Genomic DNA, 21,871 nt, shown 5'->3' on the forward strand with positions numbered 1-21,871 from the left:
GCCTGCGGGACGTGCTCCTCGGCGACACCCGCAAACGGCGATGCGGTGGGCGGCCCGCCGTAACCCGCCGGCGCGGGCGGCGGCGGCATCCGGCCGGCCACGGGAGCGGTCCCCACCATGGAGGCCGCGGCGGTGCCGCCCGGCCGAGGGCCCGCCGCGTCGTAACCGGCGAAGAGACCGGCCAGTCCCGCCGGATGCTCACGCCAGCCCGGCGGAGCGGGGGCGGGCTGGCTGCGTCCGATACGGACGGAGCGGAGGCGGGGCAGCTCGGTGCGACGGCGCAGGTCGGCGGTGGCCAGGGCGATGCGCACCCCGGTCCAGTCCTCACCCGTGCGCTGGGCGACCGAGGCCCGCAGCAACAGGCGCCCGTCCTGGTCCCCCTGACGGTGCGCGAGACGGTAGGCGGGCACCCACACGGCGCCGGGCACCCCGTACTCCACCTCCACCCCGACCTCGGCGCCGTGCGCACCGTCGAGTGTCAGGACCGCACAGACCGAGGTGGCCACGTGCGCTTCCGGCGCGTCGGTGGAGGCACGGGCGTGCCTGTCCACCGCCACGGTGAGTTCGTGCTCGACCCGGCGCAGCTCCTCCTCCAGTTCGCGGAGCCTGCCGTGCAACCCGGTCAGGCGCTCGTCGACGAAATCGGCCAGGTCCAGCCACGCGTCGACCGGAGTGCGACGATGCGGGTCGTCCTTCCTGCGGGCCGGAGGCACCGGACGCAGCGCACCGATCTCCTCGATCAGGGTGAGCTGCCGGTCCCGGCGGCCCCGCGCCGCGTCGCAGTCGTCGCGCAACCGCTCCACTTCCCGCAGCAACTCGCCTGCCCGGTCGGAGTCCTGCGGCTCGGCCCCGACCTCCACCCGGGCCTCGGTGACGCGCACTCCGGAGACATCGACGACGCGCGCCCGCAACGAGTCCGCGTCCAGCGAGCGGGGCAGTCCCGCCACCCGCACCCGACCGTCCGCGGGCACCGGGCCCCGGGCCACGCGGCGGCACAGCGCGCCCTGCGCGTACACCACCACCGAATCGAGAACCGACGCCCACCTCGGAGCCGCCCCAGCCATCCTGTGCTCCCCCCAGCCGTGCCCGTGCCGAGGGAAGCCTACGCGGTACCGTGCCGTGTCGCCCCGCTGATCCGCTGTCCGGGCCGGAGGAGTCGGCGGCCGCCGGTCCGCAGCCTCTGGACGATGTGCGCACCTCACCCGGCGCGTTCGTCGACAGAGTCGCCCGGCTCGGTACCGCGGACCTGGTCGTCGTCGCGGGGCAGGCCAGTGACCGACGGCGGTCCGACGGAGCGCCCCGCGCCGGTCGGCCGCGGTCGTCTCACCGGATCAGGCACCAGTAGCCGCCGTGACTCCCGATGCCGATGCGCTCGTCCCGCGGAACCAGAGCGGGGTCCGGCCGGCCGACGGCCGCCAGGGAGCAGGCGGGGTCACCCACCGTCCCCTCGGCGGCCATGCGCCGCGCGGCGGCCACCGCTGCCGGAGAGGTGTACCAGGTGGTGGTCACCGGCTTGTGCGCGCCGGTCGTCGGTGCGGGCGTCGGGTGCTTCCGGTGGGGGGACGCCGGTACGGACGTCGCGGCGGGCGGGGTCGGCGTGAACGTCGCGGTCGGCGGGGTCGGCGGGGTCGGCGGGGTCGGCGTGAACGTCGCGGTCGGCGGGGTCGGCATGAACGGCGCGCTCGGCTTCGGGGCGGGCGTCAGGGTGGGGGGCGGCGGTACGGGCGTGGTGGGCCGCGGTCGCGTCGTCGGCGACCGTTCCGGTTCCGGACGCGCGGGCGGGGCCGGGGGCACGGGCGCCGTGGGCCGCGCCGAAGGCTCGTGCCCGGGGGATCGCGCCGGTGGCGGTGCCGACGAGGACGTCGTCCGCGGGGCCTGGACGCCCGGGCCGCCGGTCGCGGTCGCACGGGGCCCGGTCTCCCGGCCGGACGGTGCCGAGCGGGTGGCCGGCCTCTCGCCCGGAACCCCCGCTTCGGTGGCCGCCGGCCGTCGGCTCTCCGGCTCGGGTCGCGTCGTGGGCCGCAGGCCCGGCGGGACCGTCTCCCGGGGGCGGGACGTCGCCGGTGGGGAGGGCGGCGTCCGGGTGGGTGTCCCCGGCGAGGTGCTCGGCAGGCCTGTCCCGAACGTCCAGGACGGAAGTGGGTCCAGGGTGGGAAGGGCCAGGTCGGTCGGGTTCGAGGGCGTGGGGCGGGGAGTGCCGCCGTCCTGCGCGACCAACGCCCACACGCCGAGGCCGCCGAGGACGAGCAGGGCGGCGCCTCCTGCGATCCACGGGGTACGTCGGGGCGGGCGTCGGTGACGGTTCATGGTCCTACTGTCCTATGCGACCTGGCGAGGCGCCTGCCGCGTCGGCTGGACGTTGTGCTGTTCGCCCGCTTGTACCGCCGTCCGGGTGAGGCCCCTGGTCTGCGGCAGTCGGCCCCGCACCGTCGGTCCGGGCCGGCCGAGGTTCCGGCGACGACGGGGTGCCTCCGTCCGGAGAGCACCCCGTTCCGGCCGACACCGTCCTCGGTCAGTCGTTGACTTCCCTGTCGAAGTCCTCGGCGCACGCGTCCCGTTCGCTCCGCGTCTCGGCCTGCTGGACACAGTCGTCGAAGTTCTTGAACTCGTCCGAGTTGAGGATCGACGCGCCGACCGCGATGATCACGGTGGTGGCGATCAACGCCAGCCCGCCGAGCACCGCGCCGACGATCGACATCGTGCCGTGCGGGGCTCTGCCGCCCCGCGCCTTGCGGGCGCCGATGATGCCGAAGACCAGAGCCAGCAGCCCGAGCAGGAATCCACCGAACACGGTCCAGAAGAGGACGACCGCCAGCACGCCCAGAACCAGTGCGGCGATCGCCAGACCGTTGCCCCGACTCACGCCCGTGTCACGCTGCGTCTGCGTGGAGTCCGTGCGCGTCGGGGGGTGTTCCGGGAAGGACATGTCATCACACTCATCTCTGCTTCGGTCCAAGTGAGTTGCCGTACCTGCCGGTTGCCCTCATACCGGTGGCGAATGCCTGTGGGCCCGGCACGGGACGTTCACGGGGCGCTCACGGGACGTCAGCGGGCCGGCGCTCCGAGAGCACGCGGTGCGGCGCCGTCATGTCGTCGGCGCCGGCCGTGACGAGCACGGTCGCCGGTCCGTGGGCCGGATCCCCGGTGGTCGGCCTGCCCCGTCCGTGTCCGGGTCAGCGGGCCTCCCCGGAGGCGGGCCGGGCGGGGTGCGGTGCTGTACGGCCGGTGGCGGTGTCACCGCGGCGCAGCAGGCCCGGCAGGGCCAGGGCGCCCGGCCCGAAGAACACCAGGAGGAGGAAACCCCAGCAGAACAGTGCCGGGGCGAGGCCGCCGTTCTGCAGCGGGAAGAGACCGTCCTTCTGGTGTTCGGTGAAGTAGGCGAACGCCATGGCTCCCGAGCTGAGGAACGCCGCGCTTCGGGTGGCGACTCCGAGGAGGACGAGAGCACCGCAGACGAGCTCGATCAGGCCCGCGTACCAGAACGGCCAGTCACCGGTGGGGCCGGCCTTCCTGCCGAGCACACCGAAGACCGTGGCGGCGCCCTCACTGGTGAACAACACGCCGAGGACGATCCGGAACAGGCCCAGAACGAGAGGCTGGTGGTCGCAGAGCCGGTCGGTCAGGCGTCTGGTGCTCATCGCTGCGTACTCCTTGCACGGGTCGGTGCGGCGCGGGCGTGCGCCCGTCCGCACCTCTTTTACGTGCACGGTGTGCCGGCGGTTCAGCCGGTCCTGCGTTCACCGGCTCGACCCGGTGGGCCGGGCGTCCGGCCACACCGAACGCAGTGCCCCGCACGTCGTAATCCGGTCGTGTCCCGCAGCCGTGAGCGGTTAGTTTCCGGTGCAGTCCGGCGAGGGACCGGGCGCGACCGCGAAGGAGCCAGGCATGGAGATCGAGGGCGTGCGAACCGACCGGCTGGGCCTGCTGCTGGACCAGTTCGACCAGGCGCGGGAGATGGCGCGGGTCCGCCTGGCAGGACTGGGCGACGACGAGTACCTGTGGGAGCCGGTGCCCGGCTGCTGGTCGATCCGGCGCCGGGACGAGGCGGTCACACCCAGGGCGTTCGGGCCGGGGGAATGGGTGCTCGACAAGGGCGCCCCGGACATCCCGGCGAGCGAGTACGCGGAGGTCGTCCGGCAGGCCGCCGACGGCATGACGGTCGCCAAGATCGCCGATGACTGGAGCGTCGGTGTCGAGCGGGTCGAGCAGGTCCTCGCCCACACAGGGCCGCCTGAGCCGGACACCTCGCCGGTCGCCACCATCGCGTGGCGGCTGGGGCATGTGCACTCCAACTTCGAGGGCCAATGGGAGTGGACCTTCGGCGAGCGGAAGGACCCCGGCCTGTTGGTCGACTTCACCCCCTCCGCCGCCCTGGCACTCGAGCGGTTCTGGGCGTCGATCGACCGCTGGCGGGACAGCGTCGCCTCCGTCACCGAGGAGCAGCTCGACACGGTCGGCTTCTCGCGGTACCCGCACAGCAACGACGCGGAGTGCCCCTACGTGACCGTACTGGCGGGGGCCAACCTCGAGTTCATCCACCACATGGCCGAGACGGCGCTGCTCCGCGACCTGTGGCGGACCCGCTTCACGACGTCCGGGTAGGCGTTCCGGGACCTCCGTACCCCACCCCGCCGTGGACGGTCCCCGTCGCACCGGTCGTCAGCGACCGGTCGTGCCGTCGACGAGCTCGCGGAGGATGTCCGCGTGGCCGGCGTGGCGCCCGCTCTCCTCGATCACGTGCGTGAGGGAGGTCGCACCGGCGGTGAGTCCGGGTCGGCCGGATGTCACGGCGCCGCCCGACCCGGGCGGCGCCGTTCGGCGTCATCCGCGCCGGAGAGCTTCGATGGCTTCCTCGGTGGTGGGGTGGAAGGTGAACACCTGGTCGAGGCCGACCACCTGGAAGACCCGCATCTGGTCCGCGCTGACCCCCGCCAGGCCGAGGGGTGAGCCGGTGGCCTGTGCCCTCTGGTAGGCGGTGATGAGCGCCGTGATGCCCGTGGAGTCGCAGTAGGTCAGGCCGGACAGGTCGAGCACCACCCCCTCGTCGCCGAACGGTGCGTCGTTGACTGCCTCGGACAGGTAGTGGGCGGTGTGGTGGTCGAGCTCTCCGACCACCTCCACGACATAAGGGCCCGACGGAATCCGGCGCGGCGTGACGGAGCAGATTTCGTCCGAGTCGGTCACGGGTTCTCCTTGGTGCGGTTCTCGAGGTGGTGAGCGGGTGCGGGCCGGGCGAGGCCGTGAAGCGGGTGGGGCCGGTCACGCCGAGTGCCGAGCCGTCGGCGGCACGTTCCCCGGTGAGCGCGTCGGTGTGTCCCTGCGACGCCTGCCGTCATCGTGGTCCCGATCCTAGATTCTGCTGCCTCTCCGTCCGAGCCTGCCCCACCGATTGGCTTATCCTACGAACTCGTGGCAATCGGCCGTGCATCTCATGGGCGTCACGGAAATCGTGACACATGGTGACTTCTGCTCTTTTCCGGGTACCGGCTGGTGGTCGGTCGTAACGCGTGACAGGGGTCGAGGCGGAGTCGTCCTGACCGGGACCTGATCGACGCGGTGGCCCCGAGTGCGTGAGGAAAGGGTGTCGAGTGGAGCGCTCGGATGGCGTTGGGCACGGGTCGGCGGCAGCGCCCGGTGCGGACGTTTTCGCCGTCGACGAGGAGATCGGCCGTGCTCTTGCCGGCGTGGAGTGGTCGGCGACTCCGCTGGGCCCTCCGGACCAGTGGCCGCAGAGTCTGCGGACCGCGGTCAGCATCCTCCTGTCGTCCCGCTTCTCCATGTGGATGGCGTGGGGCCCGGAACTGACGTTCTTCTGCAACGCCGCCTACCGGCGCGACACGCTAGGAGACAAGTACCCGTGGGCGCTGGGCCGGCCGGCGCGTGAGGTGTGGGCGGAGATCTGGGAGGACATCGCCCCGCGGATCGACACCGTGATGACCTCGGGGGAGGCGACCTGGGACGAGGGGCTGCTGCTCTTCCTGCAACGGTCCGGCTACACGGAGGAGACGTACCACACCTTCAGCTACAGCCCGCTGCGTGACGACTCCGGGGCGGTGGTCGGCATGCTGTGCGTGGTCAGCGAGGACACCAAGCGCGTCATCGGCGAACGCCGGATGGCGACCCTGCGCGACCTCGGTTCCGACCCCAGCGTGGTCCGTACCGAACAGGAAGTGCTGGCGTTCGCCGACCAGCAGCTGGGCCGCAACGCGAAGGACCTGCCCTTCACGCTGACCTATCTGTTCCAGGCGGACGGCTCCGCGCGTCTGGCCGGCACCGCCGGGCTCTCCCCGGGACACCCGGCCGGACCCGCCACCCTGCCGGCCGGCGGTTCCGGTGTCTGGCCGGTGGCGACGCCGACGCACAGCGAGTCGGCCCTCGTCCCGCTCGACGGGCCCCCCTTCACGGACCTGCCGACCGGACACTGGCGGCAGCCACCCACTCACGCCCTGGTGCTGCCCCTGCTGCGCCAGGGCGACACGCCCTACGGGTTCCTGGTGGCAGGGCTGAACCGGTACCGGGCCCTGGACGACGCCCACCGCGGCTTCCTCACGCTGACCGCCGGCCATCTCGCGGCGGGTATCGCCAGCGCCCGCAGCTACGAGGAACAGCAGCGCCGGGCCGAGGAGCTGGCCGAGCTGGACCGGGCCAAGACCACCTTCTTCTCCAACATCAGCCACGAACTGCGCACCCCGCTCACCCTGATCGCGGGGCCCGTGGAGGAGCTGCGCACACAGCTGGCGGGGGCCGACGCCCGCGTGCGCGAGGAACTGGAGGTCATTCACCGCAACGGGCTGCGCCTGGGCAAGCTGGTCAACTCACTGCTGGACTTCTCCCGTATCGAGGCCGGCCGGATGCAGGCCCGCTATGAACCGGTCGACCTGTCCCGGACCACCGCCGACCTGGCCAGCGTCTTCCGCTCCGCCGTCGAGAAGGCGGGTCTGGACTTCCGCGTCGACTGCCCCCCGCTCCCCGCCCCGGTGTACATCGACCGCGGTATGTGGGAAAGGGTCATCCTGAACCTGCTGAGCAACGCGCTGAAGTTCACCTTCGAGGGCTCGATCGACGTCGTCGTCCGCGCCCGGGACGCGCACGCGCTCGTCACCGTCTCCGACACGGGCATCGGCGTGTCCCAGAAGGAGATGCCCCGCCTGTTCGAGCGGTTCCACCGCATCGAGAACGCCCGGTCCCGTTCCAGCGAGGGCAGCGGCATCGGACTCGCTCTGATCAAGGAACTGATCGGGCTGCACGGAGGCACGATCACGGCGGACAGCACCGAGGGCGAGGGCACCACCTTCACCGTGCGCCTGCCGTTCGGCTCGGCGCACCTCCCCGCGGACGCCCTCGCGCCCCCCGGCGACGGCCGTGCGATGTCCTCCGCCGCCTCCTACGTCCAGGAGGCGCTGCGCTGGCTGCCGGACGAGTCCGCCGCTGAGGCACGCTCCGTGACGACGGTCGCCGACACCCCGGGCACCTCGGTCCGTGCCGTCCCCGCGCGCCTGCTGGTCGCCGACGACAACGCCGACATGCGCGAGTACCTCGCCCGCCTGCTGGACGGCGCGGGGTACCAGGTGGACACGGTGAGGGACGGCCTGGCGGCGTTGCAGGCGGTCCGCGCCGACGCCCCGGACCTCGTGATCAGCGACGTCATGATGCCCGGCCTCGACGGCCGCGGTCTCGTGGCGGCACTGCGGGCCGATCCGCGGACCGCGTCGGTGCCGGTGGTGCTGCTGTCCGCGCGGGCCGGGCAGGAGGCGTCCATCGAGGGGCTGCAGGCCGGTGCCGACGACTACCTGGTCAAACCGTTCGCCGCGGCCGAACTGCTCGCCCGGGTACGGGCCAACGTCGAGCTGTCCCGTCTGCGTACGCACCAGGCGCGCTGGCGTACGGCGCTGGTCGACTCGATGCAGGAGGCCTTCTTCGTCTGCGACGAGGACGGCGCGGTCGTCGAGATCAACGCGGCCTTCACCGACATCCTCGGCTTCACCCCGGACGGCCTGCCCTACCGGCCGGTCCACCCGTGGTGGCCCGACGCCGTCACCGAGGCCGAGGCGCACCGCCAGGTCGAAGAGGCGTTCTCCCAGCTCCTCAACAACCCCAAGGGTTTCTACACCATCCCCGTCACCCACCGTGATGGCCATCGACTGTGGGTGACGGCCACGTTCAACCAGGCGCAGGACCCGGACACCGGGTGCCGGGTGACGGTGGGTACCTTCCGTGACGTGACCGCCGAGCACTACGCCGTCCAGCGCAAGAGCGCCCAGGCTGCCCTGGGCATGCGGCTGACGCAGGCCACCAGCCTCACGGAGGCCCTGGAGGGGGCCCTGGCGGAATTCAAGAGCCTCTGGCGCGCCGAACGGGTGCTCGCCGTCGTCTCGGCCCCCGACCGGCAACCGTCCGTGACGGCGACCGATCCCGGGCTGCGGTGGGAGGACCTGCCCGCCGAGCGCCGCGACACGCTCACCGCGTGGCTCGGCCGGTCCGTCCTCACGCCCCTGGACGACCCCACCGGGGCCGGCATCACCGTCAACCACCCCGAAGGCGCGATGGTGGTGTGGGTCGACCTCGGGGACCGTCGGCCGTTCACCGACGAGGACCAGCTCCTGCTGTCGCTCCTGGCCGGCCAGCTCGCCCAGGGGCTGGCCAGGGCGCACCAGATCGACCAGCAGCGCGAGACGGCGCTCGCCCTCCAGCGGGCCATCCTGGGGCCGGCCCATCTTCCGGAAGGCTTCGCCGTCCGCTACGAACCCGCCGGCCGCCCCCTGGAGGTCGGCGGCGACTGGTACGACGTCGTCCCCCTGCCCGACGGCCGCATCGGGATCGTCGTCGGCGACTGTGTCGGACGGGGCCTGGCGGCCGCCGCCGTGATGGGTCAGCTGCGCAGCGCCTGCCGCGCCCTGCTGCTCCAGGACGCCGCGCCCGGCCGGGTCCTGACGGCGCTGGACCGCTTCGCCGCCGGTGTGCCCGGCGCGAGGAGCACGACGGTCTTCTGCGGCGTCCTCAGCCCCGACACCGGCCGGCTCACCTATGCCAGCGCGGGACACCCGCCGGGCATCCTCGCCCCACCCGACGGAGGCGTCCGTCTCCTCGACGAGGGACGATCCGTACCGCTGGCCGTGCGGCCCGGCCGCGACCGTCCCGAGGGGATCTGCACGGTGCCGGCCCGGGCCACACTCCTGCTGTACACCGACGGGCTGGTGGAGCGCAGGCGCCGCCCGCTGACGGTCGGCATCCGCCAGGCGGGCGAGGCCGTCCAGGCCGGCCGCGCCGCCGCCGTCGGCGACCTCGCCACCAGGGTCATGGCCCGGCTCGCGCCGGCCGGCGGCTACGACGACGACGTCGCGCTGCTGCTCTACCGGCACCCCGGGCCGCTCGATGTGGCCTTCCCCGCCGATTCGTCCCAGCTCGCGCCGGTGCGCAAGGCCCTGCGTAGCTGGCTCGTCCAGTGCGGTCTGACGCCGCGGATGGTGCAGAACGTCCTGGTGGCGTCGGGCGAAGCCTGCGCCAACGCCATCGAGCACGGTCACCGGGACCGCCCCGGCGGCGCCATCCGGCTCCGTGCCGAAGCCCGGGCCGACGCCCTGCGCCTGACCGTCACCGACTCCGGGCGCTGGAAGGCGCCCCAGCCCGAGATCGACACCCACCGAGGACGAGGCGTGGCGCTGATGCGCGCCCTCATGCACCAGGTCACCATCACGTCCGGCGCGGCCGGCACCACTGTCGACATGCACACGAGGATCGCCTGATGACCACGCAGCTCACCCTCACGTCCGGTCGGCGACCCGACGGCACGGCCCAGCTGACGGTCGTCGGCGAGATCGACATGAGCAATACCGACGCCCTGGCGTCCGCCATCGAGGCCACCGAGGGGCCGCTCGTCCTCGACCTCACCGCCGTCCAGTACCTCGACAGCGCCGGTCTGAGCGTTCTCTTCTCCCACATCGACCGCATCGAAGTCATCGCCACACCCCTCCTGACGCCCGTGCTCGAGGTGTCCGGCCTCGCCGACGTGGCCACGGTGCACAGGGTGGAGTCATTCCGACCATGACCGGACACCACCTGCCGGGGGCGCCCGGAGCATGACCCGCGAACCGGCACGCGTGTCGAACGTGTGATGATCTGAAGGCAACATCCCGCCTTCCGGTATATGGCCAGGGCCGAGCCGAGCGCCCGGAGCCGTGGAATTCTGTGGGCAAACTGTTGACCGACCGGCCGGTGAGGAGGGGACATGGCGGCTGCGCGTGGTGAGCGCGCCCCCGGCGACCAGCACGCCGGGGTGACCCCCGGTCCAGCGGTCGGTGACATGATCGCGGTCCTCGGCACGGGTGCCTACGTCGTGGACGCGCAGGGCCACATCATGGCCGTCAACGCCGTCGCCGAGCGGTGGCTCGGCCGGTCCGCCGAGCAGCTCCTCAAAGGGGACGCCCACGACCTGCTGCACCGGAACGCCCGCGGGGAGTCGATTCCCAGGGTGCAGTGCCGCATGCGGCCGGCCTTCATGGCGGGGCGTCCGGCCCAGGCCGATCTGGAGTGGTTCGAGCGTGGCGACGGATCACTGATGGCCGTGTCATGGACGCTCAGTCCCGTCGACCTCGGTGGTGACGACGCCTCCACGCTCGTCCTGTTCCAGCCCCGGGAGGAGCCCGCCGACCTCGCGGCACGGCCCGATCCGGGTGACGGACTGCTGCAGGAACTCGAACGGCTCGCGCTGCTGGCGGAGATGACCACGCAGCTGACCTCCACCCTGTCCGTCGACGAGGCACTCCAGCGCCTCGTCTCCCTCGTCCTGCCCCGGCTGGCGGACTGGGCGGTGATCGACCTGATCAGCGAACGCGACGAGGTGTGGCGCACCAAGGTGGTGCACATGGAGAACGGCACCGCGGTGTCCCGGAGGGATCTCGAGGGGCCGATGGCGCCGGTGCCCGCCGAATCACTCATGCCGTTGTCCCGGGCCCTTCGGGGCGTGGCCTCGACGATCGCCGAACCGCAGACGTACGAGCGGTCGCCCGACACCGCCATCGCGGTCGAGCAGCGCCGCCTCTTCGAGGTGACGGGCATGCACTCGGCGGCCATCGCACCGATCCGGGGCCTGAGGGAGGTCCTCGGGGCCCTGACCCTGGGCCGGTCCGAACGCCCCGACAAGTTCACGCCCGTCGATCTCGCCCTGGTGGAGGACATCACCCGGCGCGCCGGCCTGGCCCTGGACAACGCCCGCCTCTACCAGCGGCAGCGCAAGGTGGCCGAAACCATGCAGCGGTACCTGCTGCCACAGCTTCCGCGCGTGGCGGGGCTGGAGATGACCTCCCGTTATCTGCCCGCGCCGGACGCCTCCCACGTCGGCGGTGACTGGTACGACGCCTTCGCACTCTCGGACGACGCCACCGCCCTCGTGATCGGCGACGTCTCCGGACACGACCTGGACGCCGCGGCGGGCATGTCGCAACTGCGGAACGTGCTGCGCTCCTACGCCTGGTCCCAGAAGGAACCCCCCAGCCGCATCGTCGAGCGCGTGGACCGGGCGGTGCTCAGCATCACCGACGTCTCCATGGCCACGCTCGTGTTCGCCACCCTCGTACCGGGCGAGGAGGGGCAGTGGGAACTGCAGTGGACCAACGCGGGCCATCCGCCACCGCTGCTGGTCACCCGCGAAGGGGTGGCCCGCTACCTCGCGAAGGGCAGCGGCATGCTCCTGGGTACCGGCGCGAACCGGCCGCGCTCGGACAGCTCCGAGACACTGCCACTGGGTTCCACCCTCGTGCTGTACACGGACGGACTCGTCGAATCGCCGAGCCACTCCATCGACGAGGGCCTGGAGCGCCTGCGCCGGCATGCCGCCTCCCTGGCCCACCGGCCGGTGGAGTCATTCACCGACGAACTGCTCAGCAGGACGCGGCCGGCCGACAACGACGACGACGTCGCCCTCCTGGCACTGCGGGTCGGCACCCGCCCCGGGCCCGCGTAGAGAACACATCCGGCCGCACCGGCGCGCGGGTCCCCGGTTTCGGCGCGATCGCGTGCGGTGAAGCCGCGTGACGGGGGTACCGGCAGGGCAATGCGTGATGCCACGGCCGGGAGGGTGACGTTGGACAGGACGAGTCAATTGCGACAGCTCAGGGGCGTGTACGCGGGAGGGGTCGTCGCCTGGACCTTCTGTCTGCTGCTGACCGCGGTCCAGGGCGGGGGCTCGGCACGGCAGACGGTGGTGCTGCTCGGGCTGCTCGCCGTCTTCCTCGTCCTGCTGCTGTGGTCGACCTGGTGCTTGTGGGAAGCCGGCACGCGGGTTACCGCGGCCCGGGCGGGAGGAACGGTGAACGCACAGGCCGACCAGCCCTGACCGGCGCAGCGGCAGCCGCTGAGCCGGACACCGAGAGCCCCTGCACGCCGAACCCGAACCGGGTTCGGCGTGCAGGGGCTCTCGGTGTCAATCGGCTTGTGCCTCAGGAGACTTGGGTCCTCCGGAGGTCAGAACGGCAGCCGTCCCCGCGCCCGTCGCCCCGCGGAGCCGCTGCGGCCGACCGCGCGGGAACTGGAGCGGAAGGGCTTGCTGAAGAGGCGCCCGAGCGGGCCAGGGGCCTTGGACCCGGCCCGGGAGCCGACGCCGAGGACGCGTTGCGTTCCGTTCTGCGGGTGTCGCGACAGACGTGGGACGAGGAAGGCGAGAATCGCGATGACGACGCAGACGACAACGATGCCGACGACCATGGTGAGGGCCTCCAGAGTCAGTGACGGGGATGCCGGACCGGTTGGTCCGTGTGACACCGCTTGCCCCGATTCCGGCCGGACACGCGCCCCAAGTCGGCGCTCGAGGCGGGAGGGGAAGCGGCATGGAGGCCGGGCGCGCCCGGTGGGCCCGGCCCTTTCGCCGACCGCGGGGTCAGGCCTCGACGATGCGGCGTACGTTCTCCACTGAGCCGCAGTCGGCCTTCAGCCGGCGCTCGCGTTCCTCCCGGAAGGCCGCGCCCAGCTCCGCACGCCGCTCCGTCGCCACGTTCTCCCGCGCCTGGTTGAGGATGGTGCGCTCCTCCTCGTCGGCGTGATGGGTCACGGCCTCGACGAGTTCCTCCAGCTTCGCGTCCCACTCCTCGGAGCCGATCTCTCGCACTTCGAGAAGCTCCAGCAGGGCCTTGTTCCCCTCCTCGTGCTCGTGCTCCCCGTGCTCGACCTCTTCGTCGTCGACGTTCTTGTACCGCTTCAGAGCGGGATACACCTTGGTCTCCTCGGCGAGGGCGTGCGCGACCAGCAGGCCCGCGAACTCGCGCAGCGCGGAGGCCCGGTCGGCCTCGACACTCCGCATCTCGCGGAAGAGGTCCTCCATACGCCGGTGGTCCTGGAGGATGAGTTCGACGACGTCCGAAGTCTCGGCCATGGGACTGTGCTCCTTTCCTGGGAGAAACTCTGCGCCTACCGCATGCCCCGTCCGGCCGTATTGAGTACTCCTGACTTTCCGGGAACGGTCACCCGGCCTCATACGTGTGTGCACGCGCGAGCGCCCCCGTCCGAAGACGGGAGCGCTCGAATGCGGCACGTCGGAATGTTCCGGGCCGGCTTTCGCCGACCGGGGTGCCGTCAGGCGTGGGCGTGTCCGCGACGATGCCCGCGGCCGGTGAAGGCTCGGTACAGCGCCAGGAGAATGACGGAGCCGATGATCGCCGCGATCCAGGTGGAAAGGTCGAAGAAACCGTCGATGGAATCGACACCGAAGATCACCTTGCCGAGGAAGCCTCCCAGGAGCCCTCCGGCGATACCGATGAGCATGGTGATGATGATCCCGCCCGGGTCCTTACCCGGCATGAGCGCCTTGGCAATGGCCCCGGCGAGCAGACCGATGAATATCCACGCGATGATTCCCATCTCACACTCTCCTTGTAGCTGTCGCTTCGACAACCGTGTTCCCCGGATCGCGGCTCCTAACAAAAATCTGACGGCAAAGCCGGGCGAGTCTTCGAACGGAACTGACGGGCAATCAACGGGGTCACACCTGTCGGATATGCCAAGTGCCCTTGAGGCCGCACGAGTTGGGGTTCAGTCGGTGGCGCCCAGACGTCGCCGGAGTTCCGCCTCCGAGACGTCCTCCAGGTGGGTCAGGAAGACCCATATGTGACCTGACGGGTCCTTGAGGATGACGGTGCGGTCACCGTGGAACATGTCCGTCGGCGGCTGGAGGATCTCGGCGCCGGCCGCCTCCGCCCGCTCCGCCAGGCCGTCGACGTCCGGCACGAAGACGTGCAGCGTGACGGAAGTGCCCCCGCCGAGGGAGGCCGGTGAGGCGAAGGCCCCCGCCTCCGCCTCCTCCACGCTCGCGTCGCCCAGCATCAGCGTCGACCGTCCGACGGTGATCTCGGCGTGCAGGATCCCACCGTCCGGTGCGTCGATCCGGAAGTCCTCGCGAGCACCGAAGGCCCTTTGGTAGAAGTCGATCGCTGAGGGGGCGTCGTCGACCATGATGTGCGGGATCACGGCGTAGCGATAACGGTCGGGAATCCCGGTGTGCACTGCGCGGCCGGCCATGACGAACCTCCTCGAAGACACCGCAGGTCGGTTCCCGCGGCTGAGGAACGAACGTAGAAACTCAAGCCCGCTTCAGGTCAAGCGCCGGCCGGGCGAAGGGGGCAGGCTGCGGGATCAGGCGTTGCTTCCGCGGGTCACGGAAGTTGAGCCGGGAGCACGGCTCACCCACGCGGTCAGGTCCCGTTCCCCCGCTGCGGCGCCGAGCGGTCCTGTTCCACCCCTCTCACCGAAGGCCGTCGCGATGCACGATCCTGCCCACCGTTCTCCCCGGCCGAACGTCTCGCGGGCGGCGGGCCCGCAGCCACCGGAGCCACGGCTGATCAGCGGCGTCTACGGCCTGGTCCTGGCCGGCGCGCTGGCAGCCGCCCTGGACTCCCCGGACGAGCAGACCGACCCCGGATCCGACGCGGTGTGGGTCCTCTTCACCGCCCTCGCGGCCGCGGCGGCCCACGGCTACGCCCACGTTCTCGCGCACCGGATGTCGACGGACCACAGCGGCCTCAAGGTCGGGTTCCGCGCCATGCTCGCCGAGTGGCCGGTCGTCGCGGCGGCGGTTCCGACCGTGGTCGTCCTGCTGACCGCGGTGCCCTCCTGGTGGACGGAGGGCGAGGCCGTGACCACCGCGCTGCTGATCAATACCCTGATCCTGGCGGGGGCCGGGATGTGGACGGCACGTCGCGCGGGCCGCGGGTGGCCGGCGTCCCTCCGGGCCGGCGCCGGCGACATGCTCATCGGCCTGGTGATCATCGCCGCGAACGCTCTGATCAAGTGACCGCCGATGCGGCGACCGCAGAGGCCGGCCGTCAGCGCGAGGACGGCACGATGTGCAGTCGCAGCTCGTCGACCAGGCCGGCGGCGAGGAACCGGTTGGTGGTGTTGGCGCCACCTCCACCGGCTGGGGCTCGCGCGCTTGGTGGGTGAGCACGAACACCGGCGCGTGGAACGGCGGATTGCCCCCCACCAGCCGTTCCACGGCCGCTCCCACGCGCCTCGCACCGGACCGGACATGTTGCGCCCGATGACGAACGCCCCGGCGTGGGACAACCGGTCGATGTCGGCCCGGTTCTCGTCAGGGGTGTCGAACATCCAGGTGTGCACTGTGCCGAATGCCGTGCGGCACGGGCCCTGGACGAGTTCGTCATGAGGGGCAGGCGGGCGCTCACGGGCCCCCGGCGCGATCCGGTGTACGCCGCTTCGCGGAGCGGGCGCAGCCGACATGGGTCGCCCGGTGGCCCGGGCCGATGAGGACCGTGGGCCGGCACGAGGCCGGAAGACCGGTGAGCCGGGCCGCGGCCCCTCCCCCCCGGTGCGGCTCTGACCGCGCACTGATCCCCAGGACGAAGCAAGATGGAACGACAGGACGTGCCGGTGAACCGGGGAGGTGCGGTGATGCAGGACGAGATCCGGAACGGCGGGGCTTCCCCGGCAGGGGACGATCCGTACGTCGACGAGCCCGATGCCGAGGACCTCGACGAGTACACCGAGCCCGAGCCGCACGACGAGGAGCCGGACGCCTACGCCACGGCGGACACGGCCACCAGCGCCACCGGTGTGCATCCGGACGTCTATCTGGACGTTCCGGTGCTGAAGGTCGACGAGATCGACCTGGACGTCGAGAACCTGCGGGCGCACGTCTCGCTGCAGGCCGAAGTGCTGGATCTGCTGAAGCTGAACGTGGGTGCCGACGTCGCACTCGGCCGGGTCCACCTGGGCATCACGGGCGTGGAGGCACAGGCCCGGCTCGAGGTGCGGCTCGACAACGTCGCGATGATCATCGATCGGGTGCTCACCACGCTCGACCGCAACCCGGAGATCCTCCACGAGCTGGCACGGGGCGTGGGGTCCGCCGTACGCGACGTCGGCGGCGGAGCCCGCCAGGCCGTCGGCGAGCTGGGTACGGGCGCCGGCCGGGCTGTCCAGAACGTGGGCGAGGGCGCCGGAGCCGCGGTTCGGGACGTCGGTCGCGGGGCCGGCCTGGCCGTCGAGGACGTGGGCCGCGGGGCCGGGAGAACCGTTGAGGACGTGGGCCGCGGCGTCGGCTCGGTGGCCGCGGACGTCGGCCGCGGGGCCGGGAGGGTCGTCGAGGACGTCGGTGGTGAAGTGGTCCCGGAGGCGGTGGGGGAGGCCGGCCAGGTGGTGGGCGGCGTCGCCGGGACCGCGGCCGGCGGGGTCCGGAACGTGACCGAAGGGGCGGAGGAAACACTTCCGGAAAGTGGCCGTGCTGCGGCGGACACAGCCGGAACGTCCGAGGGCGCCGCACGCCGGGCGGCACCGGTGGAACGGAGGGCGGTACGCAGGACGGGAGCCGGGGGCGGGGAGCCTGCCGCCCGGCGTCAAGTCGGCACCCGCAAGCGGCGGGTGCGTGCCGAGGACGAGAAGCCGGCACCGAGGCCCCGTCGCCGCCGCGCCGCCGAAGAGGGGGAGGAGCCGCCCTGAACGGCTGACGCGCCGGCTCCGGAGGGCGCCGGCCGGGCCGCCGCCGGGATGAGCCCGGGCCCGGGAGACGGGGAAGGGCACGGGCCGACGTGGGACATCTCGTTCCGGTCGACGGTCCGCTCCGAACGTCTCCGCTTCGCGGAGGAACCCCGAACCGCCGTCCGCTTTTCCGGCACCGGCGAACGGGAGTCGGTCAGCCACAGCGACCGGGACCACCTCCCTGAGAAGGTCGTCGCAGGTCAGGACTACCGCGACGTCACCGTCGACTACCGCCTCGAGACCCGGCTCGCTGCGGAGCAGGGTCTCGCGCGGGGCGCCGCCGACACGGATGCTCAGCCCTCGGGACGCAGCAGGCCGCGCCGGTAGGCGGGCACGAGGCGCGAGGTGGTGCGGGACCCGGTGGGTCACGCCGTCCACGGTGGCCGGCACCGGATGGGGCGCCCCGCGGGATGGTGCCCCCGCCGGCGGTCGTCGGCACCCTCTGTTTGCCCGCCCCCTCCGGGGGGACCCTGCGCGTATGACCAAGAAGCCAGGTCGTCGCCGTATGCGGCAGAACCGGATGCTGTGGCTGCTGGACGCCCTGGAGCGCGACCCCAGCAGGGACAAGGTGATCGACGCGCTCGTCGGCGGCGTACGCGCGTTGCCGCTCGGCCGGGCACGGGACGCGCTGCACGGCACATGGCTCGGCCATCCCGTACACCCCTTGATGGTGCAGGTCCCGATCGGCACGTGGATGTCCGCCGCGGTGCTGGATCTGAGGCCGGGCCCCTCCCGGGGCGCCGGTCTCCTGGTCGGTGTCGGGCTGCTGGCGGCCGGTCCCGCCGCCCTGACGGGCGCGGTCGACTGGGCGGAACTGCGCCGCCGGCAGACGAGGGTCGGGCTGGTGCACGCCGTCGCCAACGCGACGGCCGTGGGTCTCTACGGGGCCTCGCTGGCCCTTCGCCTGTCCGGGCGGGCCGGAGCAGGCCGCACGTGCGGCTTCCTCGGACTGACCGCGGTCGGGCTGGGAGGCATGCTCGGTGGCCACATGGCGTACCGGCAGGCATCCGGCGCCAACCACGCCGAGGAGGTGCCGCACGTCGTGCGGGAGGGCTGGCACCGGATCGGCACCGTGGACGAGTTCCCCGTCGGCGAGCCCGTGCGCCGCACCGTGGACGACGTGCCGGTCCTGGTGGTGCGCGAGATCGGCGGGAGCATCCACGCGCTGGCCGAGCGGTGCAGTCACCTGGCGGGACCTCTGTCCGAGGGGACGGTCGCCGACGGGTGTGTCCGGTGCCCCTGGCACGGCAGCGTCTTCCGGCTCTCGGACGGCTGGAACGTCCGCGGTCCCGCCACCGCGCCGCAGCCCGCCTTCGACAGCCGCGTCGTCGCCGGGCACGTCGAGATCAGCCTGCGCGGCGAGGGCCAGACGGCGGAAGAGCACGGCACGGGCGAGCCGGCGACGGCAACGGGACGGGGTGAGCATGATGGGCACGGCGACTGACGGCCGTTTCGCGCGACGTCTCAGGGGACTGGTGCGGCGAACCGAACACGACTATGCGGCGGGGAGCGACCGCCCGCTGCGCGGCTACGTCGCCGCCATGGCGGCCTTCGGCGTGTACACGGCCGGATGGGCCACCGTGGTGAGGACGCGCGGGCGTCCCCTGCCGGACCGGCCCCTGCCCTGGGACGTGGTCCTGACCTCGGTGGCGACGTTCCGACTGAGCCGGCTGCTGAGCAAGGCATCGGTGACCAGTCCGCTCAGAGCCCCTTTCACCACGTTCGTCGGCCCGCAGGGCCCGGCCGAACTGCACGAGGAGGCTCAGGCCGACGACCGCAGGGCCACGGTCGGCGAACTGGTGACCTGCCCGTTCTGCGTGAGCGTCTGGGTGGCCTCGACGCTCACGGCCGGGCAGTTGCTCTGGCCGCGCGCGACCCGCACCACCATGGGCGCGCTGACCGCCCTGGCCGGCGCGGACGCCCTGCAGCTCGCGTACGGCGCGCTGGTGAGCAGGACGACCGGTGAGTGACCGCGCGTCGGCGGCCGCGCGCACGTACGCCGCCCGGTGCGGCCGGGGGCGGGGTGACCGGCGCCGGCGGTACGACGGGCCCTGAACGGCTCGACGCGCACGACGCGACGCGGATAATGACCCGGTGTCCACTGCGATGATCTCCGCCCGGGAAGCCGAAGTGCTGGCGCTGCTCGGGGAGCACCTCAGCAACGCGGAGATAGCCGCCCGGTTGTTCATCTCCGTACGCACCGTCGAGTCGCACGTGTCCTCACTGCTGCGCAAGCTGCACCTGCCCGACCGGAGGGCGCTGTCCCGGCAGGCGGCCGGCCTGTCCCGGGCGCAGCGCACCGGGGCGGCCGCCCTGCCCTCACCGCTGACGACGTTCGTCGGCCGGGCGCGTGAGCGTGCCGAGCTCGCCGACGCGGTCACGACGCACCGGCAGGTGACCGCGGCCGGTCCCGGCGGAGTGGGGAAGACCCGGCTCGCCCTGACGGTCGCCGCCGACGTGGCCGACCGGTTCCCCGACGGAGTGTGGTTCGCCGATCTGGTCCCGGTCACCGACCCCCGGCGCGTGGGCGCCGCGGTGGCGGAGGCCGTGGGTGCGGGGGACGAGCCCGGGCGCGACATCGACGACGCCGTGCTGGCCGCGCTGGCGGACCGCCGTGCGCTGCTGGTGCTGGACAACTGCGAGCACGTACGCGACGGGGCGGCGCCTTTCTTGGAGAGGCTCCTGACGGCCTGTCCGCGCCTGCACGTCCTCACGACGAGCCGGGCCCGGCTGATGGTGCCGTTCGAACGCGTCTTCACCGTCCCCCCGTTGTCGCGGGAGGGCGGAGACGAGTCGGACGCGGTCGCCCTCTTCATGGACCGGGCCGCGGCGGTCGGCTGGCCGCCGGGTCCCGCCGTGAGCGAGGGAGTCGTGGCCATCTGCGAACGGCTCGACGGTATGGCGCTCGCCATCGAACTGGCGGCGGCACGCTGGTCCACTCTCGGCCTCGACGGCCTGACCGCCGGTCTCTCCGATCAGCTGCGGACCCTCACCGGCGGCGCCCGCGCCGACGGCCGGCACCGGTCGGTGCGGGCCGTACTGGACTGGAGCCACGACCTGCTCGCGCCGCAGGACAAGGCGCTGCTGCGCCGCGTGTCGGTGTTCGTCGCACCGTTCACCGCCGAGGCGGCCGCGGAGGTCGCCGCGCTCGCCCCGCTGGACGCGTCCACCGTGATAGACGGGCTCGGCAGACTGGCGGAGCAGAGCTTGCTCGCGGTCACCCCGTCCGGGACCGGCACCCGGTACGACGCGCGGGTCACCATCCGCCAGTACGGGGCGCAGCGGCTCACCGACGCCGGCGAGCAGACCGTCGTCCGGTCCCGCCACGTCCAGTGGTGCCTGGCCACCTCGGCCGCCCTCGTGGAAGACGACGGCCCGGACTGGCGCGCCCGGTTCGACGCGGTGGCGGACGACGTCAGAGCGGCTCTCGCGTGGGCCGCCGACCGGCCCGGACGGCCTGAGGACGCCTGCCGCCTCGCCCGGTACCTGGCGCGGCTGGCCTTCACCCGCAACCTGCTCGGCGAGGCCCAGCAGCGCTACGAGCAGGCCGCGCGGCTCGCCGGTGAGGCCGCCACCGCGGCCGCGGCGCTGCGTGACGCCGCCGCGGTGGCGGGGTGCCGCAGGGCCGGCGACGACATGTACCGGCTGCACCGTGCCGCCGCGGAGGCCGCTCGCCGGGCCGGGGACGACGTCCGGGCCGGCTGTGACCTGGCGGCCGCCGCCACCGTCGCGTACCGCTTCTCCACTGCCTTCTCGCGCATCCCCCCGGCCGGCCAGGTACGGATCCTCCTGACGCGGGCACGTGAACTGGCGGGCGACGCCCCCGGTGCCCGGGCGGCCGTCGCGCTGGCCGAGGCGGCCGTCGTCACCGACGCGTTCGGCGCGCTGCAGACGGACGAGGACAATCCCGTGCGCGAGACGGTCGAGCACGCCGAACGGGCCGTCCTCCTCGCCCGGCGCGCGGGCGACGCGGTCGCGGAGTCCGCCGCTCTCGACGCGCTCTCCGGCGCCCGCGGCTGGACCGGTGACGCCTTCGCCGTCGCGGCCGCCGCCAGGCGCCGCACCGAGGTCCTGGCCCCGCTGCCGCCCACTCCCGCCGTCTCGCACGAGTGGGCGGACGCCCTCGCCATGGCCGCCGCGACCGCCCTCGGCATCGGGGACCTGCCGCAGGCCAGGCGGTGGGGCGGACAACTCGCCGGTCATCCGCTGCTGGCCGAGGCGGGCCACCATGCCACGTCCTGGATGCTGGTCGCGGACGCCTTCGCCGGCCGGGCCGACGACGTCCTCGCCCGCGGCGTGCGCTTCCGCGACTCCTGGGAGCACGGCGGACGGCCCCGGTCACTGTCCTTGGGTGCCGCGGCCGCTTCGGTGGCCATGGTCCACGGGCTGCGCGGCGACCCCGCCTCCCGGACCGCCTGGCTCACGATCGCCGACCGGGCGGACATGGCGGTCCAGCACCGACAGGGCTACGGCGCGGTCTTCGACGCCACGGTCCTGCTCCACCACGGGGACGCGGAGGCGGCACTGGAGCGGGTGGCACCGGAGCCGGAGGAGGTGTGGAAATGGGTGTGCTGGATCTGGCTGCACTGGTACGTGGCCCTCCGCGCGGAGACGGCGGTGCTCGCCGGCCACCCCGACGCCCGGACCCGCATCCACGCGGCACGGACCGTGGTCACCGGCAACCCGGTCGCCACAGCCCAGGTGGACCGGGCGGAGGCCCTGCTCGACGGCGACCTGCAGGGCCAGCTCGCGGCCGCCAAGGCGTTCGATGCGGCCGGCTGCCCCTACCAGTCGGCGCGCACGCTGCTGCTCGCCGGTGGCGAGCACACAGCGGCCGGCACGACCGCGCTGGCCGCTCTCGGCCTCGGTTCCGGGCCGGCCGGGTAGCGCG

20 protein-coding genes and 2 pseudogenes are annotated in these 21,871 nt (G+C 72.9%); 11 read left to right on the forward strand and 11 right to left on the reverse strand.

Translation table 11 applies throughout. The features are described from left to right. The 4 genes from BU52_RS15885 to BU52_RS15900 all read right to left on the reverse strand — a co-directional run. Nucleotides 1-1,064 (reverse strand): DUF4139 domain-containing protein (locus tag BU52_RS15885; RefSeq protein WP_157847880.1); only part of this gene is annotated, 1,064 nt, incomplete at its 3' end. A gap of 259 nt (nucleotides 1,065-1,323) precedes the next feature. Then, complete coding sequence (locus BU52_RS35305) at nucleotides 1,324-1,671, reverse strand: hypothetical protein (RefSeq protein ID WP_157847881.1); 348 nt, start codon at nucleotides 1,669-1,671, stop codon at nucleotides 1,324-1,326. A gap of 841 nt (nucleotides 1,672-2,512) precedes the next feature. Further along, nucleotides 2,513-2,863: a DUF4190 domain-containing protein gene (locus BU52_RS15895; RefSeq protein ID WP_235216348.1), complete on the reverse strand. Its 351-nt coding sequence runs from the start codon at nucleotides 2,861-2,863 to the stop codon at nucleotides 2,513-2,515. Nucleotides 2,864-3,173: 310 nt separating this feature from the next. Then, nucleotides 3,174-3,638, reverse strand: coding sequence for a DoxX family protein (locus BU52_RS15900; protein WP_037934391.1), 465 nt, complete (start codon nucleotides 3,636-3,638; stop codon nucleotides 3,174-3,176). Nucleotides 3,639-3,885: 247 nt separating this feature from the next. On the opposite strand from BU52_RS15900, the gene BU52_RS15905 reads away from it, so the two are divergent. After that, nucleotides 3,886-4,602 carry a DinB family protein gene (locus BU52_RS15905; protein WP_037934394.1) on the forward strand — a complete coding sequence of 239 codons (717 nt, stop codon included), beginning with the start codon at nucleotides 3,886-3,888 and terminating at the stop codon, nucleotides 4,600-4,602. Nucleotides 4,603-4,659: 57 nt separating this feature from the next. On the opposite strand, the pseudogene BU52_RS33630 reads toward BU52_RS15905, so the two are convergent. Together BU52_RS33630 and BU52_RS15910 are read right to left on the reverse strand one after the other, a co-directional pair. Beyond that, nucleotides 4,660-4,776 (reverse strand): annotated as a pseudogene (locus BU52_RS33630) (mycothiol transferase); the annotation flags it as partial. Nucleotides 4,777-4,821: 45 nt separating this feature from the next. Then, nucleotides 4,822-5,184, reverse strand: coding sequence for an STAS domain-containing protein (locus BU52_RS15910; protein WP_037934396.1), 363 nt, complete (start codon nucleotides 5,182-5,184; stop codon nucleotides 4,822-4,824). A gap of 404 nt (nucleotides 5,185-5,588) precedes the next feature. Here BU52_RS15910 and BU52_RS15915 point away from each other — a divergent pair, with 404 nt between their 5' ends. The 4 genes from BU52_RS15915 (at nucleotide 5,589) to BU52_RS15930 (ending at nucleotide 12,331) form a co-directional block, all read left to right on the forward strand. Then, nucleotides 5,589-9,743: a SpoIIE family protein phosphatase gene (locus BU52_RS15915; protein ID WP_037934398.1), complete on the forward strand. Its 4,155-nt coding sequence runs from the start codon at nucleotides 5,589-5,591 to the stop codon at nucleotides 9,741-9,743. Continuing rightward, nucleotides 9,743-10,045, forward strand: coding sequence for an STAS domain-containing protein (locus tag BU52_RS15920; RefSeq protein WP_037934401.1), 303 nt, complete (start codon nucleotides 9,743-9,745; stop codon nucleotides 10,043-10,045). The genes BU52_RS15915 and BU52_RS15920 overlap by 1 nt, the downstream gene beginning before the upstream one ends. 180 nt (nucleotides 10,046-10,225) lie before the next feature. Continuing rightward, complete coding sequence (locus tag BU52_RS15925; protein WP_037934403.1) at nucleotides 10,226-11,959, forward strand: SpoIIE family protein phosphatase; 1,734 nt, start codon at nucleotides 10,226-10,228, stop codon at nucleotides 11,957-11,959. A 138-nt stretch (nucleotides 11,960-12,097) separates the two neighbouring features. Then, complete coding sequence (locus BU52_RS15930) at nucleotides 12,098-12,331, forward strand: hypothetical protein (RefSeq protein WP_157847882.1); 234 nt, start codon at nucleotides 12,098-12,100, stop codon at nucleotides 12,329-12,331. Nucleotides 12,332-12,459: 128 nt separating this feature from the next. Here the strand turns inward: BU52_RS15930 and BU52_RS15935 are convergent, their stop codons facing one another. The 4 genes from BU52_RS15935 to BU52_RS15950 form a co-directional block, all read right to left on the reverse strand. Further along, entirely contained in the window at nucleotides 12,460-12,699 is a 240-nt protein-coding gene (locus tag BU52_RS15935; RefSeq protein WP_037934408.1) for a DUF6411 family protein, read from the reverse strand. Between the two features lie 172 nt (nucleotides 12,700-12,871). Continuing rightward, complete coding sequence (locus tag BU52_RS15940) at nucleotides 12,872-13,363, reverse strand: hemerythrin domain-containing protein (protein ID WP_037934411.1); 492 nt, start codon at nucleotides 13,361-13,363, stop codon at nucleotides 12,872-12,874. 200 nt (nucleotides 13,364-13,563) lie between these two features. Beyond that, nucleotides 13,564-13,848, reverse strand: coding sequence for a GlsB/YeaQ/YmgE family stress response membrane protein (locus BU52_RS15945; protein ID WP_037934414.1), 285 nt, complete (start codon nucleotides 13,846-13,848; stop codon nucleotides 13,564-13,566). A gap of 171 nt (nucleotides 13,849-14,019) precedes the next feature. Then, entirely contained in the window at nucleotides 14,020-14,505 is a 486-nt protein-coding gene (locus BU52_RS15950) for a VOC family protein (protein ID WP_037934417.1), read from the reverse strand. Nucleotides 14,506-14,746: 241 nt separating this feature from the next. On the opposite strand from BU52_RS15950, the gene BU52_RS15955 reads away from it, so the two are divergent. Beyond that, nucleotides 14,747-15,277: a hypothetical protein gene (locus BU52_RS15955; protein ID WP_037934420.1), complete on the forward strand. Its 531-nt coding sequence runs from the start codon at nucleotides 14,747-14,749 to the stop codon at nucleotides 15,275-15,277. A 43-nt stretch (nucleotides 15,278-15,320) separates the two neighbouring features. Here the strand turns inward: BU52_RS15955 and BU52_RS36345 are convergent. Next, nucleotides 15,321-15,603, reverse strand: a pseudogene (locus BU52_RS36345) (dihydrofolate reductase family protein); the annotation flags it as partial. Nucleotides 15,604-15,852: 249 nt separating this feature from the next. Here BU52_RS36345 and BU52_RS15960 point away from each other — a divergent pair. The 5 genes from BU52_RS15960 (at nucleotide 15,853) to BU52_RS15980 (ending at nucleotide 21,867) form a co-directional block, all read left to right on the forward strand. Further along, a complete protein-coding gene (locus tag BU52_RS15960) occupies nucleotides 15,853-16,941 on the forward strand; it encodes a hypothetical protein (RefSeq protein WP_235216349.1) in 1,089 nt (362 codons plus the stop codon). A 48-nt stretch (nucleotides 16,942-16,989) separates the two neighbouring features. After that, a complete protein-coding gene (locus BU52_RS32790) occupies nucleotides 16,990-17,307 on the forward strand; it encodes a hypothetical protein (protein WP_051858273.1) in 318 nt (105 codons plus the stop codon). 178 nt (nucleotides 17,308-17,485) lie between these two features. Continuing rightward, entirely contained in the window at nucleotides 17,486-18,424 is a 939-nt protein-coding gene (locus tag BU52_RS15970) for a Rieske (2Fe-2S) protein (RefSeq protein WP_037934422.1), read from the forward strand. Beyond that, entirely contained in the window at nucleotides 18,408-18,950 is a 543-nt protein-coding gene (locus BU52_RS15975) for a DUF1360 domain-containing protein (protein WP_037934424.1), read from the forward strand. The genes BU52_RS15970 and BU52_RS15975 overlap by 17 nt, the downstream gene beginning before the upstream one ends. Nucleotides 18,951-19,074: 124 nt before the next feature. Next, nucleotides 19,075-21,867, forward strand: coding sequence for an ATP-binding protein (locus tag BU52_RS15980; RefSeq protein ID WP_037934427.1), 2,793 nt, complete (start codon nucleotides 19,075-19,077; stop codon nucleotides 21,865-21,867). The last annotated feature ends 4 nt before the right edge of the window (nucleotides 21,868-21,871 follow it).

The sequence above is a fragment of the Streptomyces toyocaensis genome, from assembly GCF_000725125.1.
GTDB lineage: Bacteria > Actinomycetota > Actinomycetes > Streptomycetales > Streptomycetaceae > Streptomyces > Streptomyces toyocaensis.

Bases quoted from the DNA above. Each gene is read 5' to 3' on its own strand.
- BU52_RS35305 (WP_157847881.1), bottom strand. From the start codon at position 1,671: ATGCCGACCCCGCCGACCGCGACGTTCACGCCGACCCCGCCGACCCCG.
- BU52_RS15900 (WP_037934391.1), bottom strand. From the start codon at position 3,638: ATGAGCACCAGACGCCTGACCGACCGGCTCTGCGACCACCAGCCTCTC.
- BU52_RS15905 (WP_037934394.1), top strand. From the start codon at position 3,886: ATGGAGATCGAGGGCGTGCGAACCGACCGGCTGGGCCTGCTGCTGGAC.
- BU52_RS15920 (WP_037934401.1), top strand. From the start codon at position 9,743: ATGACCACGCAGCTCACCCTCACGTCCGGTCGGCGACCCGACGGCACG.
- BU52_RS15925 (WP_037934403.1), top strand. From the start codon at position 10,226: ATGGCGGCTGCGCGTGGTGAGCGCGCCCCCGGCGACCAGCACGCCGGG.
- BU52_RS15935 (WP_037934408.1), bottom strand. From the start codon at position 12,699: ATGGTCGTCGGCATCGTTGTCGTCTGCGTCGTCATCGCGATTCTCGCC.
- BU52_RS15940 (WP_037934411.1), bottom strand. From the start codon at position 13,363: ATGGCCGAGACTTCGGACGTCGTCGAACTCATCCTCCAGGACCACCGG.
- BU52_RS15945 (WP_037934414.1), bottom strand. From the start codon at position 13,848: ATGGGAATCATCGCGTGGATATTCATCGGTCTGCTCGCCGGGGCCATT.
- BU52_RS15950 (WP_037934417.1), bottom strand. From the start codon at position 14,505: ATGGCCGGCCGCGCAGTGCACACCGGGATTCCCGACCGTTATCGCTAC.
- BU52_RS15955 (WP_037934420.1), top strand. From the start codon at position 14,747: ATGCACGATCCTGCCCACCGTTCTCCCCGGCCGAACGTCTCGCGGGCG.
- BU52_RS15960 (WP_235216349.1), top strand. From the start codon at position 15,853: ATGGAACGACAGGACGTGCCGGTGAACCGGGGAGGTGCGGTGATGCAG.
- BU52_RS32790 (WP_051858273.1), top strand. From the start codon at position 16,990: ATGAGCCCGGGCCCGGGAGACGGGGAAGGGCACGGGCCGACGTGGGAC.
- BU52_RS15970 (WP_037934422.1), top strand. From the start codon at position 17,486: ATGCGGCAGAACCGGATGCTGTGGCTGCTGGACGCCCTGGAGCGCGAC.
- BU52_RS15975 (WP_037934424.1), top strand. From the start codon at position 18,408: ATGGGCACGGCGACTGACGGCCGTTTCGCGCGACGTCTCAGGGGACTG.